At 67.6% G+C, this 15,004-nt stretch carries 16 protein-coding genes; 1 reads left to right on the top strand and 15 read right to left on the bottom strand.

The window, feature by feature from the left end:
- Positions 1-24: 24 nt before the first annotated feature.
- From SREC43747_RS0100070 to rplJ, 13 genes are all read right to left on the bottom strand, one after another.
- Positions 25-1,086: a hypothetical protein gene (locus SREC43747_RS0100070; RefSeq protein WP_029719113.1), complete on the bottom strand. Its 1,062-nt coding sequence runs from the start codon at positions 1,084-1,086 to the stop codon at positions 25-27.
- A 28-nt stretch (positions 1,087-1,114) separates the two neighbouring features.
- The gene (locus SREC43747_RS0100075) at positions 1,115-1,636 is read right to left on the bottom strand and encodes an Rv1363c family protein (protein ID WP_029719114.1); all 522 of its coding nucleotides are present in this window, start codon (positions 1,634-1,636) and stop codon (positions 1,115-1,117) included.
- Positions 1,637-1,650: 14 nt separating this feature from the next.
- The gene (locus SREC43747_RS0100080) at positions 1,651-2,757 is read right to left on the bottom strand and encodes an MlaD family protein (protein WP_029719115.1); all 1,107 of its coding nucleotides are present in this window, start codon (positions 2,755-2,757) and stop codon (positions 1,651-1,653) included.
- A complete protein-coding gene (locus SREC43747_RS0100085; RefSeq protein ID WP_081722340.1) occupies positions 2,757-3,965 on the bottom strand; it encodes an MCE family protein in 1,209 nt (402 codons plus the stop codon). The genes SREC43747_RS0100080 and SREC43747_RS0100085 overlap by 1 nt, the downstream gene beginning before the upstream one ends.
- Entirely contained in the window at positions 3,962-5,152 is a 1,191-nt protein-coding gene (locus SREC43747_RS0100090) for an MCE family protein (RefSeq protein ID WP_029719117.1), read from the bottom strand. Before SREC43747_RS0100090 ends, SREC43747_RS0100085 begins: the two co-directional genes overlap by 4 nt.
- On the bottom strand, positions 5,149-6,129 hold the full coding sequence (locus SREC43747_RS0100095) for an MCE family protein (RefSeq protein WP_029719118.1): 981 nt from the start codon (positions 6,127-6,129) through the stop codon (positions 5,149-5,151). The genes SREC43747_RS0100090 and SREC43747_RS0100095 overlap by 4 nt, the downstream gene beginning before the upstream one ends.
- Complete coding sequence (locus SREC43747_RS0100100) at positions 6,126-7,151, bottom strand: MCE family protein (protein WP_029719119.1); 1,026 nt, start codon at positions 7,149-7,151, stop codon at positions 6,126-6,128. The genes SREC43747_RS0100095 and SREC43747_RS0100100 overlap by 4 nt, the downstream gene beginning before the upstream one ends.
- Complete coding sequence (locus SREC43747_RS0100105; RefSeq protein ID WP_029719120.1) at positions 7,148-8,494, bottom strand: MCE family protein; 1,347 nt, start codon at positions 8,492-8,494, stop codon at positions 7,148-7,150. Before SREC43747_RS0100105 ends, SREC43747_RS0100100 begins: the two co-directional genes overlap by 4 nt.
- Positions 8,491-9,330, bottom strand: a complete 840-nt coding sequence (locus SREC43747_RS0100110) for an MlaE family ABC transporter permease (RefSeq protein WP_029719121.1) — start codon at positions 9,328-9,330, stop codon at positions 8,491-8,493. Before SREC43747_RS0100110 ends, SREC43747_RS0100105 begins: the two co-directional genes overlap by 4 nt.
- A gap of 54 nt (positions 9,331-9,384) precedes the next feature.
- Entirely contained in the window at positions 9,385-10,176 is a 792-nt protein-coding gene (locus tag SREC43747_RS0100115) for an MlaE family ABC transporter permease (RefSeq protein WP_029719123.1), read from the bottom strand.
- Complete coding sequence (locus SREC43747_RS0100120; RefSeq protein WP_029719124.1) at positions 10,173-11,360, bottom strand: ABC transporter ATP-binding protein; 1,188 nt, start codon at positions 11,358-11,360, stop codon at positions 10,173-10,175. The genes SREC43747_RS0100115 and SREC43747_RS0100120 overlap by 4 nt, the downstream gene beginning before the upstream one ends.
- 300 nt (positions 11,361-11,660) lie before the next feature.
- Positions 11,661-12,053, bottom strand: a complete 393-nt coding sequence (gene rplL, locus SREC43747_RS0100125; RefSeq protein ID WP_029719125.1) for a 50S ribosomal protein L7/L12 — start codon at positions 12,051-12,053, stop codon at positions 11,661-11,663.
- A 96-nt stretch (positions 12,054-12,149) separates the two neighbouring features.
- A complete protein-coding gene (gene rplJ / locus SREC43747_RS0100130) occupies positions 12,150-12,665 on the bottom strand; it encodes a 50S ribosomal protein L10 (RefSeq protein WP_029719126.1) in 516 nt (171 codons plus the stop codon).
- Between the two features lie 316 nt (positions 12,666-12,981).
- On the opposite strand from rplJ, the gene SREC43747_RS19470 reads away from it, so the two are divergent.
- Positions 12,982-13,710: a hypothetical protein gene (locus SREC43747_RS19470; RefSeq protein ID WP_051387467.1), complete on the top strand. Its 729-nt coding sequence runs from the start codon at positions 12,982-12,984 to the stop codon at positions 13,708-13,710.
- 68 nt (positions 13,711-13,778) lie between these two features.
- On the opposite strand, the gene rplA is transcribed toward SREC43747_RS19470, so the two are convergent.
- On the bottom strand, positions 13,779-14,492 hold the full coding sequence (rplA, locus tag SREC43747_RS0100140; RefSeq protein WP_029719128.1) for a 50S ribosomal protein L1: 714 nt from the start codon (positions 14,490-14,492) through the stop codon (positions 13,779-13,781).
- Between the two features lie 74 nt (positions 14,493-14,566).
- The gene (rplK, locus tag SREC43747_RS0100145; protein WP_029719129.1) at positions 14,567-15,001 is read right to left on the bottom strand and encodes a 50S ribosomal protein L11; all 435 of its coding nucleotides are present in this window, start codon (positions 14,999-15,001) and stop codon (positions 14,567-14,569) included.
- Between the last annotated feature and the right edge of the window lie 3 nt (positions 15,002-15,004).

The raw sequence follows: 15,004 nt of genomic DNA on the forward strand, positions 1-15,004 counted from the left end.
AGGCCTTCCCGCGGCCTGCCGGGATCAGCGCAGCACGATCCGGTCGATCTTCCACTTCCCGTCCTGCTTGACCGCCCCGACGGTCACCTGCGCCGGACCGACCGTGCTCTCCCCGGTGGTGGAGCGCATCGCGTGCTGGTCGACGAACAGCAGCACCTCGGCCCGGTTCCCCTGCAGCCAGGTGACCGCGCTGCTGCGCACCGTGGTGGTCACCACGAGCTGCTGCTCCGGGGCCTGTTCGCGGACGACCCGGAACAGGTCGTCGTACTTCTCCACCGCGGAACCGACCAGGATCTCCTTCGCGGCCCGCTCGGTCTTGGCGGTGTCGTTGAAGTCGTAGGAGAACAGCCGCTCCATCGCTTCGCTGACCTGCCCGTTGACCTCGCTGGTCGCCGCGACGTCGATCAGCGACTGGTTCGCCGCCGGCCCCAGGTAGCGCAGCCGGTAGTTCTCGTAGCCGAACCAGCCGGCCAGTCCGGCGCACACCACGGCAGCGACCAGCAGGGTGGCGATGAGCGGTTTCCGCCGGCGTCGAGGTGCGGACCGGTCTTCCCCGTCCTCGACTTCGCCTTCTTCGGCACCGTCCGCCGCGGTGTCCCCGTCGTCCGCCTCGCTCTCCGCGGCGGTCTCCGCGCCGGTTCCTCCGCCCGCGGACCGGTCGGCTTCCGCCCCGTCCGGTTCTTCGCGGTCGTCCGGTCCTTCGCGCCGGTCGTCACCGGGGGCTTCCGCCTCGGGCTCAGCGGCACCGCTGCGCTCGTCGCGTTCGACGGTGCCGTCCGGTTCAGCGCGTTCGTCCGCGGACGCCTCCTCCGCACCGGCGGAGTCGTCGGCGGCTTCAGCGCCGCCACCGGTGGCCGGCTGCTCCGCCGGTTCGGCTTCCCGCGGGGCGCTGTCCGCTTCGACCTCGACGGTGGCCAGTCCGGTGGACTGGTCTTCGGCGGTGGTTCGCGGATCGGGGTTCCCGGTTCGGCCCGACGACTGCTTGCGCTGGACCGCGGCTGCCTGTTCGCGCTTGCGCAGCCCGGCAACCCGCGGCCGCCGGGCCGGAACCCGGCGGTTGGACTTCGGGCGGCGGGGACTGGACACGACTCGTACTCCTCGGGGTTGCTGGTCGTCAGCCGACGGGCACGGTACCGATGGCGCTGAGCTTCCAGGTGTCTCCTTCCCTGGTCAGCTCAGCCGAGTACCGGTCCCGCTTGACGCTGGGCTGCTGTCCTTCCAGGGACACCTCGACCTGCACGACGGCGATCATCTTGGCCTTGCCCGCGGCCTCGTCGAGCTCGACGAGGCCGGCGTCCAGCACCTCGGCGGTGGTGGTGCTCTTCGCCTGGGTGATCTGGGTGGCGTAGTCCCGACGCCCGTTGCGGATCTCGTCCCGCAACGGACCGGTCGAGTACTTCTCCCACCGGTCGAGGCCGCGTTCCACGTCCCGGTAGTCGAGGGTGTTGAAGTTGACGATCGCGGTGCGCCCGGCCTGCAGCGCTTCGTCGCGCACCCGGGCGCGCTCGATCCCGGAATCGTTGGTCGCAAGCGCCCAGGCTCCTCCGAAGACCAGGCACGTCACCAGGCTCACCGCGAACAGCGCGGCGGAGCTGATGAGGCCGAGCCTGCGGGGCTTGGCGCGTTCGCTGGTCATGCTCACCTCTTCTCCTACCGCATGCCGGGCGCGTTCTGGGCGCCCCGCACGGACGTGTCGCTGCCCGGGGGTTCCGCGCAGTGCGCTTCGGTGTTCAGCGGAACCGGGTCGGTGTCGATCCCGGTGCGCCGCTGGGTGCCCTCGTATCCCGCGGTGCACGGCAACGGGTCGAACAGGTTCAGCACGAGTCCGAAGTGCGCGGTGCCGTCACCGGGGATGACCGTGTTGGCCGCCGTGACGACGGCCGGGTAGAGGGTCATCAGCTGCTCCACACCGTCCACCCGGGTCCGCACCAGCTGCGTGGTGCTGGTGAGGTTCGCCAGGAGCACTCCGAGCTGCGGGTTGTCCTCGAGCAACCCGCTGAGCTGCTGCGCGGTCGCCGGGGCGCGCTCGATGATGGCGCGCAGGTCGCCGTCGGACTTCTGCAGCTGTTCGGAGAGCAGTCGGAGGTCCTGGCTGAACGAGCGGATGGCCGAGCTCTGCTCGTTCTGGGTGGCCAGCACGGTTTTGCCGTCCTCCAGCAGTTGCACCGTCTGCGGGAGGTGCCGCTGCGCTTCGGCGGTGAACTCCTGGGTGGTGTCCAGGATGTTCTGCAAGTGGCCGCCGTTGTCCCGGAACGCGGTGCCCAGTTCGCTGACCACCGTTCGCAGCGAGTCCTCGGGAACCGAGTTGACGAACGAGTCCAGGTTGACCATCAGCGTTTCCACCGGCAGAGGCGTTCGGGCCTGGTCCTCCCGGATCACCGAGCCGTCCGCGAGGTACGGCCCGTCATCCCGCTTCGGGCGCAGGTCGACGTACTGCTCGCCCACCGCGGAGCGGTTGGTGACCACTGCTTCCACGTCGGCCGGGATGGGTGGGGCGCCGGGTTCGATGGCCAAAGGCACCTCCACACCGGTCTTGGTCAGCTCCAGCGTTCCGACCCGTCCTACGGGGACCCCACGATAGGTGACCTCGGCGTTTTCGAAAATGCCTCCGGTGTCGGGAAGTTGCAGCGTGACCACGTAGCCACGCGAGGTGAACAGCCGGTCCAAACCCGCGTAGCTGGCGCCGACGTAGCTGACGCCCACCAGGGCGATCAGCACGAACGCGATGATCTGCACGCGGACTTTGCGACTGAGCATCAGTTGCCTCCCAGGAGTCCGCCGAGCAGACCGCCGGACTGGTCGGGTTCCTCGGCCGGCGGGGACTGTTCGGTTTGCGGTTGTTCGGCCGGTTGCTGCTGCTGGGAGTCGTCCAGCGGCAGCGGCAGCTGCGGCAACCGCACCAGCGGCTGCCTGCTGCGGGTCAGGTTCCCCAGCACGTTGGTCAGGTTGAGGTCGGCCTTGATGTAGAGGTTGGTGAAGTCACTGCCCCCGATGCCGTCCACCGCGTTGTCCGGGAACGGGAAGGTGAGCAGCACTTCCAGCGACTTCGGCAGGTTCTCCCCGGCCGCGGCCAGCTGGTGGAGGGTGGGGGCCAGCTGGTTGATGTTGTGCACCAGGTCGTCCTTGCTCTGGTTGACCACGTCGGTGGCCACCGCGGACAGCTCGTCCAGCGAGCGCAGCATGGTCACCAGCTGCTCGCGCTGCTCGTTGAGCACCTGCAGCCCGGGTTCGATGTCGCGCAGCGCGGTGTCGATGTTCTCGCGCTGCGCGACCAGTTTCGCGCTGAGCCGGTTGATGCTGTCCAGGGCGCGGGTGATGTCGTCGCGCTGGGCGTCCAGCCCGGCCACCAGTTCGTCGAGGTTCTCCAGCAGGTTCCGCGCTTCGGTCTCGCGGCCCTCCAGAGCGGCGTTGAGCTCCTTGGTGATGCTCTGCAGTTGGGCGACCCCGCCCCCGTTGAGGAGCATGGAGAGGGCGCCGAGCACTTCTTCGACCTCCGGGCTGCGCCCGGTGCGCTCCGCGGTGATCAGGTCTCCGTCGGAGAGCGTGCCCACCGGTTGTTCCGATGCCGGCGGGGCGGACAGCTCGACGTACTTCTCCCCCAGCAGGCTGGACTGGCGGAGCCGGGCGACCGCGTTGGCCGGCAGGTGGACGTCACCGTTGAGCACCACGGTGACTTCGGCTTCCCACTCGTCGTCGGCCAGATCGACGGTCTTCACCCGCCCCACCGGGACGTTGTTCACCCGGACCCCGGCGTTGGGCACCAGGTCCAGCACGTCGGCGAAGCGCACCTTCACCTCGTAGGGGTCGTCCCCGACGTCAGCACCTCCCGGGAGCGGCATGTCGTAGACGCCGCGCCCGCACCCGCCGAGCACGACGACCGCCAGCAGCACCGCACCGCCGCGCAGCGCGCTGCGCCAGCTGAACCGCGCCCGGTCGGCCGGCCGGGCCAGCAAACGACGAATCATCGGCCACCTCCCGCGGGTTGCCCGCTGTCCGGTGTGGAGAGCGGCAACGGAAGCGGTGGCAGCTCGCCCTTCTCCAGGGAGCCCACCACCTCTGCCGGGGTCGGCAGTTCGACCACTCCGTCCAGCACTCCCTGCAACGACTCGCAGGCACCGGCGACGTCACCCGGGATTTCCGCGGGACTGGCGTTCTGCAGCAACTGGCACACCGCGACCAGCGGTGGCTGGTTGAGCTCGTTGATCACGGCCCGGGTGTCCAGGGTTCCGGACGCCCCGTTGTAGGAGTTGTTCAGGTTGCCCAGCGCCAGCGGAGCGGTGCTGAGCGCTTCCTTCAACGCTGCTTTCTGCTTGACCAGCACGGTGGTCACCGCGGTCAATTGCTCCACATTGGATTGGAGCTTGCCGCGGTTGTCGCGGACGAACTTCTCGACCTTGCCCAGGGCGACCGCCAATTCGGCCATCGCCGCGCTCAAGTTCTGCCGCTCGTCGGCCAGCAGGGCGCTGACCTCCTGCATCTGCCCGGCGAACTGGCGGACTTCGTCGTCGTTGCGCGCCAGCATCTCGGTGAACTTCTGCAGGTTGTCCACAGTGGCGAACAGTTCCTCGCTGTCGCCGGAGAGCGTGCTGCTGAGCTCGCCGAAGTTGCGGATGGTCTCGGACAGCGCTTCGCCGTTGCCGTCGAGGTTCTGCGCGGCGGTGTCGAGCAGCTCGCTCAGCTCGCCGTTGGAGTTGGCCCCGTTGGGCCCCAACGCCGTGGTGAGCTCGTTGAGGCTGCGGTAGATCTGGTCCAGCTCCACCGGGGTCGCGGTGCGCTCCTGCGGAATCACCGCGCCGTCCTCCAGCTCCGGACCGCCCTTGTAGACCGGGGCCAGCTGGACGTACCGGTCGCTGACGATGCTCGGCGCCACCGCCACCGCCACCGCGTCCGCCGGAACGCGCACCTCCCGGTCCACTGTCATCTCGACCCGGACCAGCTTGCCGGACGGCACCACTTCCTCGATCGTGCCGACCGGAACCCCGAGGATCCGGACGTCCCCCTTCGGGTACAGCCCCACCGCGGCGGCGAAGTAGGCGGTGATGCGCCGCTGGCCGGCGTCCTGGAACAGCCACCAGCCGGCACCGGCGACCGCCAGCACGAGCACCGACGCGATGGCGATCAGTCTGGCCAGCGAGGGCTTGTTGCGGCTCATAGGTGGCAGCCCTCCCGGTTGATCGGTCCAACAGTGGGCGGCAGCAGACCGCAGATGTAGGAATCGAACCAGTGCCCGTTACCGGTCACGTTGGCGAACAACCTGGTGAACGGCGCGAACATCTGGAGGCTGCGGTCGAGGTTCTCCTGGTTCCGCTCCAACAGCTCGGTCACCCGGTCCAGCTGTTCCAGCGCCGGGCCGAGCTGGTCCTGGTTGTCCTCGACCAGTCCGGTCAGCTGGGCCGAGAGGTCCCGGGTGCCCTGCAGCAAGGTGTGGATGGAGTCCCGTCGGGCACGGATCTCCTGCAGCAGCAGGTTCCCGTCCGCGAGGAGCTTCTCCAGCTCGGCGTTGCGCTCGGCAACGGTCTCGGTGAGCTGGCTGGTGTGCTGCAGCAGCTCGTCCAGCTGCTCGTCGCGGGAAGCGATCGTCTGCGACAGGGCCGACAACCCGTCCAGCGCGCCGCGGACGTCATCGGGGGTTCCGCGGAAGGCGTCGGTCAGGGTGCGGAAGCTGGTGGCCAGCTGTCCGGTGTCGATCTGGTCCACTGTGGTGGACAGGTCGCTGAACGCCTCGATGACGTCGTAGGGAGCCATCGTCCGCTCCAGCGGGATCGGCTGGTCGGTGGAGAGCTCCTCGTTCCCCTGCGGGTCCAGCGCCAGGTACTTCTGCCCCAACAGGGTTTTGATGCGGATCATCGCCGTGGTCCGGTCACCGAGCCAAGCGTTGTTGACCCGGAAGGTGACCAGCACCTTGTCGCCGTCGAGCTCCACGTCGGTGACCTTGCCGACCTTCACCCCGGCGATCCGCACCTCGTTGTCCGCCCGCAGGCCGGCGGCCTCGCTGAAGTGGGCCTGGTAGGTGGTCCCGCGGATGATCGGCAGCTGCTCGAAGTTCAACGCCAGCAGGATCGCCAGCACGATTCCCAAGATGCCGGCAACACCTGTCTTCAGCGGATCTCGCTTGGAGAATGAGGTCATCGCTGGCACCTCGGCTGGGTCACGGGCTGCAAGGGCAGCGTCAGGTTGAGCTCACCGATCCCCACGGTCCCGCTGGTGCTGCACAAGTAGAAGTTGAACCAGGAGCCGTAGCTCGCGGTCCGGCCCAGCGTTTCCAGCTTTCCGGGCAGGTTCTGCAAGAAGCGCTCGGTGAGCTCCTCGTGGTCGTTGAGGTTCTGGCTCAGGTTCCGCAGCTCGGTGATGTCCTGCTGCAAACCCGGCCTGGCTTCGGTCACCAGGTCCGCGGTGGTGTTGGTCAAGCCGTCCATCGCGGTGATCGCGTCCCCGATCGCCTGCCGGTCCTGCGAGAGCCCGGAGACCAGCTGCTGCAGCTGCACGATCGACTCGGACAGCTGCTCGTCCCGGGTGTTGACCGTGGCCAACACCTCGTTGAGGTTGGTGATCACCTCTCCGATGACCTGGTCCCGGGAGGCGATCGTGGACGTCAGCGACGCGGTGTGGGCCAGCAGGCTCTCCACCGTGCCGCCTTCGCCCTGCAGCACCTGGATGATCTCGTGGGCCAGCTTGTTGACGTCCTGGGGCGACAACGCCTGGAACAGCGGCTTGAACCCGCCGAGCAGCACCGTGAGGTCCAGCGCCGGCTTGGTGCGCTCCAGCGGGATGGTCGAGCCGGGCTCGAGGTAGCCGGTCTGGTCCCCGGTGCCCTGCTCCAACGCGATGTAGCGCTGCCCGACCAGGTTGCGGTACTTGATCGTGGCCGTCACGGTCTTCGGCAGCGGACGGTCCGCCACGTTGAACTTGACCCTGGCCAGCCTGCGGTCGGCCAGCTCGATCTCCTCCACCTCGCCGACCTTGACCCCGGAGATGCGGACGTCGTCCCCCTCGTTGAGGCTGGTGACGTCGGTGAACACGGCGTAGTAGGACTGCGCGGGCCGCAGGTCCTTGTTGGCGATCGTCATCGTCAGCACGCCGGTGGCGGTGACCGTGACGAGCACGAAGACCAAGAACTTGATCAGCGGCCCGGTGATGCTGCGCCCGTTCATCGGTAGCTCACCTCCGCTCCGCGCAGCACGGGACCGACCAGCAAGGTGCCCCAGCCGGGGATCTCCGATGCGGGCCGTCCGACCGCGGGGGCGATCACCGTCGCCACCAGGTCCTGCTCAGCCGGGGAGTTCTGGGAACTGCCGCCGGCTCCCTGCTGGACGGTGCTGGCCGGCGCGGACCCGGTCAACGCCGGGTTCAGCCCACCGTCCCAGTTCCGGGAAGCGGGCGGCGGGACGGAACCGTCCTTGAACGGCCCGTCCGGCGGGTACTCGGGGATCGGGTCCGGCAGGGGGTCCATGTCGTAGCAACGAGGTCCGCGCTTGTCGGCGAACTCGGGTTCGTCCCGGTTGGGCACGTACTTGCCGCGGTGCGCGGTGATCTCCAGCGTGATGTGCAGGCCGGGTTCGTCCGTGCCTTCGCCGAAGACCTCGCGCACCCGAGGCACGTACTCGGCCATCTGCCGCAGGAAGCAGGGGTACTGCGGGGAGTACTTGGCCAGCACGTCCAGCGTCGGACGAGCGCTCTCGCCCAGCGAGATCAGGTTGGCCCGGTTCTCCCGCAGGAATTCCTCGTAATCACCGGCTGTGGTGGTCAGTTGCGCGGTCAGCGCGGTGAGGTTCTCCCGCTGCTCGACGAGCGTGCGGGAAGTCGTGGTGAGGTTCTCCAGCGCCTCGATGACGTCCGGCGCGGCCTCCTCGTAGGTCTCGGCGACCCCGACGAGTTCCTGCAGGTTCTGCTGCAAGTCCGGAATGGACGGATTGAGCCCTTCCAGGTAGGTGTTGAGCTGCGAGATCGTCTCGCCGAGCTTCTCACCGCGCCCGGAGAGCGCCTGGTCCAAGGCGTTGAGGGTGGCTGCCAGGTCGTCGGGGTGCACGGCCTGCAGCACCGGCAGCGTGTCGGCCAGGATCCGCTCCATCTCGATTCCCGCCTTGGTGCGGTCCTGCTCGATGACCGAGCCGGAGCGCAGCACACCGGTCGGGTTCTCGGGGAGTTCCAGCGAGACGTAGCGCTCGCCGAAGAGCGTGCGGGGCAGCAACCGGACCGAGACGTTGCTCGGCAGCAGCTGCGCCTTGTCCGGCTCCAGCTCCAGGTGGATCTGCGCGCCGGAACCGTCGGAGGTGACTTCGGCGACCCGGCCGACGATCATGCCGCGGACCTTCACGTCGGAGTCGCGCATCAGCTGGCTACCGGTGGTGTCCGCGCGCACCACCACGTCCACCGAGGACGTGAACGCGCGGTTGTAGAAGGCGAGGGTGAGGCTGAAGAACAGCACGATGCACAGCAGCAACGCGACGCCCAACGCGCGGCGCCGCAACGTGGTCAGCGCACCTCTAGTACTCATCCGGTGATCCGAACTGTCGTGGTAGTGCCCCAAATGGCCAGGTCGACGAAGAAGTTCAGCAGCGCGGTGGTCACGATCGCGGTGCGCACCGCGCGCCCGACCGCGACCCCCACCCCGGCCGGACCGCCGGAAGCGCGGTAGCCGAAGTAGCAGTGCGTCATGATCACCACGACGCTGAACACCAGGACCTTGCCGAACGACCAGAGCACGTCTTCCGGAGGTAAGAACAGCGCGAAGTAGTGGTCGTAGGTGCCGGCTGACTGCCCGTACAGGTAGACCGTGACCGATCTCGCCGCCACGTAGGACGTCAGCAGCCCCAGCACGTAGAGCGGGATGACCGCGATGAACCCGGCGATGACCCGGGTGGTCACCAGGTACGGCAGGCTCGGCACGCCCATGACTTCCAGGGCGTCGATCTCGTCGGAGATCCGCATCGCCCCCAGCTGGGCGGTGAACCCGGAACCGACCGTGGCCGACAGCGCCAGCCCGGCGATCAGCGGTGCGATCTCCCGGGTGTTCATGTAAGCCGAGACGAAACCGGCGAAGGCCGAAGTGCCGAGCTGGTCCAGCGCTGAGTAGCCCTGCAGACCAACCACGGTGCCGGTGAACAGCGACATGCCGATCATCACGCCGACCGTGCCGCCGATGACCGCCAGCGCTCCGCTGCCGAAGCTGACTTCCGCCAGCAGGCGCAGCGTTTCCTTGCTGTAGCGGGCGATCGCCTTCGGCGTCCACGCCAGCGCGCGCAGGTAGAACGACATCTGGTCGCCCAAGTCGTCCAACGTCTGCAGCGGGCGCTGCATCGCGCGCCGTGCGCGCTGCGAGATCGTCACCATGTTAGATTCCCCACGCTCACCAGGCGGTCAACGGAACACAGAGCAGGCACGGATTCACATTCCCTTTGGTGGTACGAGCTCGAGGTAGATGGCGGTAAGCACGAAGTTGACGGCGAACAGCAGCAGGAAGGTGATCACCACCGACTGGTTCACCGCGTCACCGACCCCCTTCGGGCCGGGCGGCGGGTTCAGCCCCCGGTAGGAGGCGACGACCCCGGCGAGGAAGCCGAAAATCACCGCTTTCAGCTCACTGATCCACAAGTCCGGCAGCTGGGCCAGCGCGCTGAAGCTGGCCATGTACGCGCCCGGTGTGCCGTCCTGCAGCAGCACGTTGAACCCGTAGCCGCCGACCACGCCGACCACGCTGACCATGCCGTTGAGCAGCAGCGCGACCAGCATCGCCGCGAGCACCCGCGGCACCACCAGCCGCTGCACCGGGGAGATGCCCAGCACCTCCATCGCGTCGATCTCGTCCCGGATCTTGCGGGAACCGAGGTCGGCGCAGATCGCCGAACCGCCCGCGCCGGCGATGAGCAGCGCGGTGACCAGCGGGCTCGCCTGCTGGATGACCGCGAGCACGCTGGCGGCGCCGGTGAACGACTGGGCGCCGATCTGCCGGGTCAGCGAGCCGAGCTGCAGCGCGATCACCGCGCCGAAGGGGATCGCGACCAGCGCGGTCGGCAGGATGGTGACGCTGGCGATGAACCAGCACTGCTGGATGAATTCGCGGATCTGGAACGGGCGCTTCGGCACCGCCCGGCAGACGTCCAGCCCCAGCGCGAACATCCGGCCGGCTTCCCGCAGCGCGCCTGCTCCCGGGAACTGGGTCGGGGTGCGAGCGCTCATCGAGCACCGCCCTGCTTGCGACCGAACCACCGGCGCCGCTGAGGTGACGCGGACGGCTCTTCCGGGGGCTGCTGCGCCTGGACCGGGTTGCGCGGCACCGGTGACGGGCGGGAGGGCGGTTCGGGCACCTGGGCCACCACCCGCTCCGGGACGGTCGGGGCGGTCTGCTCCGGCCAGCCGCCGACCCCGGGCTCACCGCCGATCCCGTAGCGGGCCCGCTCCTGCGGGGTGAGGCTCTTGAAGATCTCCTGCTGCGCGGCCGGGGAGAGCGTGTGCAGGTTCCGCATCACCCGGTCCTTGCGGCGGCGCACGGCGGCCCGCTCCGGCAGGCCGTTGCTGGGCTGCAGCTGCGGAACGATCTCGGGGACACCGGTGTCGGCGTCCCGCAGCTGGGCCATTTCCGCGGCCAGCTGACCGGCGTCCTTCTCCTCGCTCATGCCGATCGGGCCTTCACGGCGACCGTTGAGGAACTGCTCCACGACCGGTTCGGTCGAGGTGAGCAGCATTTCCCGGGGACCGAACATCACGAGGTTGCGGCGGAAGAGCATACCGATGTTGTCCGGCACGGTGCGGGCGGTGTTGATGTCGTGGGTGACGATCAGGAAGGTGGCGTCGATCTGCGCGTTCAGGTCGACGATCAGTTGGTTCAGGTAGGCCGTGCGGACCGGGTCCAAACCGGAGTCCGGTTCGTCGAACAGGATGATCTCGGGGTCCAGCACCAGCGCTCGGGCCAGGCCGGCGCGCTTGCGCATACCGCCGGAAATCTCGCCGGGAAGTTTTTCCTCGGCTCCGATGAGTCCGACCATCTCCATCTTCTCGAGCACGATTCGGCGAATCTCGCTCTCGTTCTTCCTCGTGTGCTCGCGAAGCGGAAAAGCGATGTTGTCGAACAGGTTCATGGAACCGAACAAAGCACCGTCCTGGAACAGAACCCCGAAAAGCTTCCGCACTTCGTAAAGTTCGTGTTCCGAGCAGGTGCAGATGTCCACGCCGTTAATGACCCCCCGGCCCTGCTCCGGCCGCAGCAGGCCGACCAGCGACTTCAGGAAAACCGACTTACCAGTCCCAGAGGGTCCTAACAGGACGCTGATTTCCCCAGGCGGAAGCGTTAGCGTGACATCCCGCCAGATGGTCTGGGCACCGAAGGACTTGGACAGTCCCTCGACGACCACCTCGACGCCCATCGTCACCTCCGCATCCTCGAGTTCGCCCGTCCGGGGCCATCTCCCGGAGAGGGAGCTTGTCACATGTGACGCGCTTAACGAAGGTAAGTCGAGTCACACCTGTGCAACGAGCTCGACGCGGAGAGGTTACTGGCGAGTTCGCAATTCTTCGAAATGCCGACAGATTTGTCCGTTCCACAAAATTTAAGAAAGTCAGCATTTTCCACGAAGCAAAAAAGAAGCGGGCACTCACAGTTGTGAGTGCCCGCTTGGAATACCGAGCGTCAAGCCCGGTTCTCAGCTAGCGCTGGCGAAGCCCGCTCACTTGAGGCTGACGGAAGCGCCGGCCTCCTCCAGCTTGCTCTTGGCCTCCTCGGCCTTCTCCTTGTCGACCTTCTCCAGGATCGGCTTCGGAGCGCCCTCGACCAGCTCCTTGGCCTCCTTCAGGCCCAGGCCGGAGACCAGCTCGCGGACGACCTTGATGACCTGGATCTTCTTGTCGCCGGCGCCCTCGAGGATGACGTCGAACTCGTCCTGCTCCTCAGCAGCGCCACCCTCAGCGGCACCACCGGCGGCCGGCGCGGCCACGGCGGCGACCGGGGCAGCAGCGGTGACGTCGAAGGTCTCCTCGAACTGCTTCACGAACTCGGACAGCTCGAGCAGGGTCATTTCCTTGAAGGCGTCCAGCAGCTCTTCGTTGCTCAGTTTCGCCACGACGGCGTTCCTTTCCGATCGGCGCCCGAACACGGGCGGTACGGCAGTTGCAAAGCAGCGACACCCCGGTCCGAGAACGGACCGCGGGAGCCTTGGTCACTCGCTCTTCTTCTCCTGCAGAGCGTTGGCCAGCCGAGCCATCTTCGAGGCCGGAGCAGCGAACGCCGCCGCAGCCTGGTTCAGCTTGGCCTTCATCGCCCCGGCCAGCTTGGAGAGGGAGACCTCGCGGGAGTCCAGGTCGGCAATCCGCTCGACCTCGGACACCGAAAGGGCACGGCCCTCCATGTAGCCGCCCTTGATGACCAGGGCTTCGTTGTCCTTAGCGAAATCACGCAGGGCCTTGGCGGCGTCGACCGGCTCGCCCTCGATGAAGGCGATAGCAGTCGGGCCGACGAACAACTCATCGAGCCCTTCGACACCCGATTGCTCGGCGGCACGCTTGACCAGCGTGTTCTTCGCGACACGGTAGGTCGTGTTCGGTCCGAGCGCGCGACGCAGCTCAGCCAGCTGCGCCGTCGTGAGGCCGCGGTATTCCGTCACCACAGTGGCGGTCGATTTGCTGAACCGCTCCGCGATCTCCTTGACCGCTTCGACCTTGTCGGGCTTCGCCATGTCGCCTCCTCTCTGCTTTCCGACTGAGATCCGCAGTCAGTCGAGATCCTGAGACGACAAAACGCCCCGGCGCAGAGCACGGGGCGTACCGATCGGCGAACGCGCACGCGGCGATCTTCAGCCTCGTCCTCCTGCGCGGGCCGCCCGCATCTCACGGGACCTTCGTTCTTCGTTCGCACGAAGAAGACCAGCGGTCTTGGGTGGAACTGCTACCAGCATAAAGCACCCGATCCGCCCAGCTGCACCGGCCCCTCCTCCCCGATCCCCACCGCAACCGGTATCCACAACGGCGGGACACGCGGCATGATGTGGAGCCGTGGGCGATCAACAGCAGTCACGCCGGATCCCCGGCCAACAGCCCGCCAGCGACCAGCCCGACCCCGGGCCTGGCGGCATCTCCGATGCGGAGTACCAGGAGTTCCTGGAGTTCAAGAAGTTCCAGGAGTGGAAACGGGGCGAACGCGCCGCAGACCCCACCGGCCCGCGACCCACCGCCACCGGCACCGGACGCAGGCCGTGGTGGAAACCGGTGCTGCGCGTCCTCCGCTTCAAGCTCGTCCGCAGACTGCTCTACCTGCTGCTGGCCATCCTGCTGCTGCCGTACCTGCTCGCCTGGTTCCTCAGCGGCGGCAGCTCCAGCAACTCGGGCAGCGGCAGCATCCCGCCCGACGCGGCCTCGGTGGCCCCCGCCCGCCCCCTGGAGACCGTCCACGGCGTCTTCAAGTACCTGCGCGGGCCACAACCGGACCAGGCCTGCATGCTGTTCACCCCCTCCGGCCAAGCCGCGTTCGCCCAAGTGCACAACGCACCGGACTGCGCGGCCGCCGCCCGCGCGCTGAGCTCGCAGATCACCGTCCCCGGCGAGTACGCCACCCCCGGGTTCAACTCGGACGCGCTGCAAGAAGCCAACGGCAAGGCCGTGGTGCACCACTGCCGGGTGAAGATCAGCGGGGGCCCGGAACTCGGCAGCTTCGAGCTCACCCAGAACAACAGCGGGGGGTGGAAGATCACCGGGTACGGGTTCGACGACCCGCTGTGCCGGTGATCCGTCCCGCAAAAGCGAAGAGGTGGGCCGGCCCAACGTCCGACCCACCTCGCTGAACCCGTGATGGCTCAGGCAGAAGCCTGCACCAGACCCCGAGTCTGGGTCGGGTCCACCGGGATGCCCGGACCCATCGTCGTGGTGAAGGTGACCTTCTTCAGGTAACGGCCCTTGGAGGCCGCCGGCTTGGCGCGCAGGATCTCGTCCAGCGCGGCGGCGTAGTTCTCCACCAGCTTCTCGGTGTCGAACGAAGCCTTGCCGATGATGATGTGCAGGTTGGCCTGCTTGTCGACCTTGAAGTTGATCTTGCCGCCCTTGATGTCCCGGACCGCCTTGGTGACGTCCGGGGTGACCGTGCCGGTCTTGGGGTTCGGCATCAGGCCGCGCGGACCGAGCACCCGCGCGATCCGGCCGACCTTGGCCATCTGGTCCGGGGTGGCGATCGCCGCGTCGAAATCGAGCCAGCCGCCCTGAATGCGCTCGATCAGGTCGTCGGAACCAACCGCGTCCGCCCCGGCGGCCTCGGCCTCGGCGGCCTTCTCACCAACGGCGAACACGATGACGCGGGCGGTCTTACCAGTGCCGTGCGGCAGGTTCACGGTGCCCCGGACCATCTGGTCCGCCTTGCGGGGGTCGACACCCAGCCGCATCGCTACCTCGACGGTAGCGTCCATCTTGGTCTTGGCGGTCTTCTTCGCCAGCTCGGCGGCCTCCATCGGCGTGTACAGACGCGTCCGGTCGACCAGCTCGGCCGCCTGCTGGTATGCCTTGCTGCGCTTTGCCATTTCTGTCCCTATCGCAGGTGGATCAGTTGTGGTTGGTCGGGCTGCGCACGCCCTCCCACGCTGCCGTGGCAGCTTCAGCCCTCGACGGTCAGCCCCATGGAACGGGCGGTACCGGCGATGATCTTCGCGGCCTGGTCGAGGTCGTTGGCGTTGAGGTCAGCCATCTTGGTCTCCGCGATCTCGCGGACCTGGTCCATGGTGACCTTGCCAACCTTGTTCTTGTGCGGCTGGCCACTGCCCTTCTGCACACCCGCGGCCTTCAGCAGCAGCTTGGCGGCCGGCGGGGTCTTCAGCTTGAAGTCGAAGGAGCGGTCTTCGTAAACGGAGATCTCGACCGGCACCACATTGCCGCGCTGGTTCTCGGTCGCGGCGTTGTAGGCCTTGCAGAACTCCATGATGTTGACGCCGTGCTGACCCAGAGCCGGACCAACTGGCGGCGCCGGGTTAGCCTGACCAGCCTGGATTTGCAGCTTGATGATCGCTGCCAGCTTCTTCTTCTTGGGCGGCATTTT

The sequence above is a fragment of the Saccharopolyspora rectivirgula DSM 43747 genome (assembly GCF_000497205.1).
Classification (GTDB): Bacteria; Actinomycetota; Actinomycetes; order Mycobacteriales; family Pseudonocardiaceae; genus Saccharopolyspora; species Saccharopolyspora rectivirgula.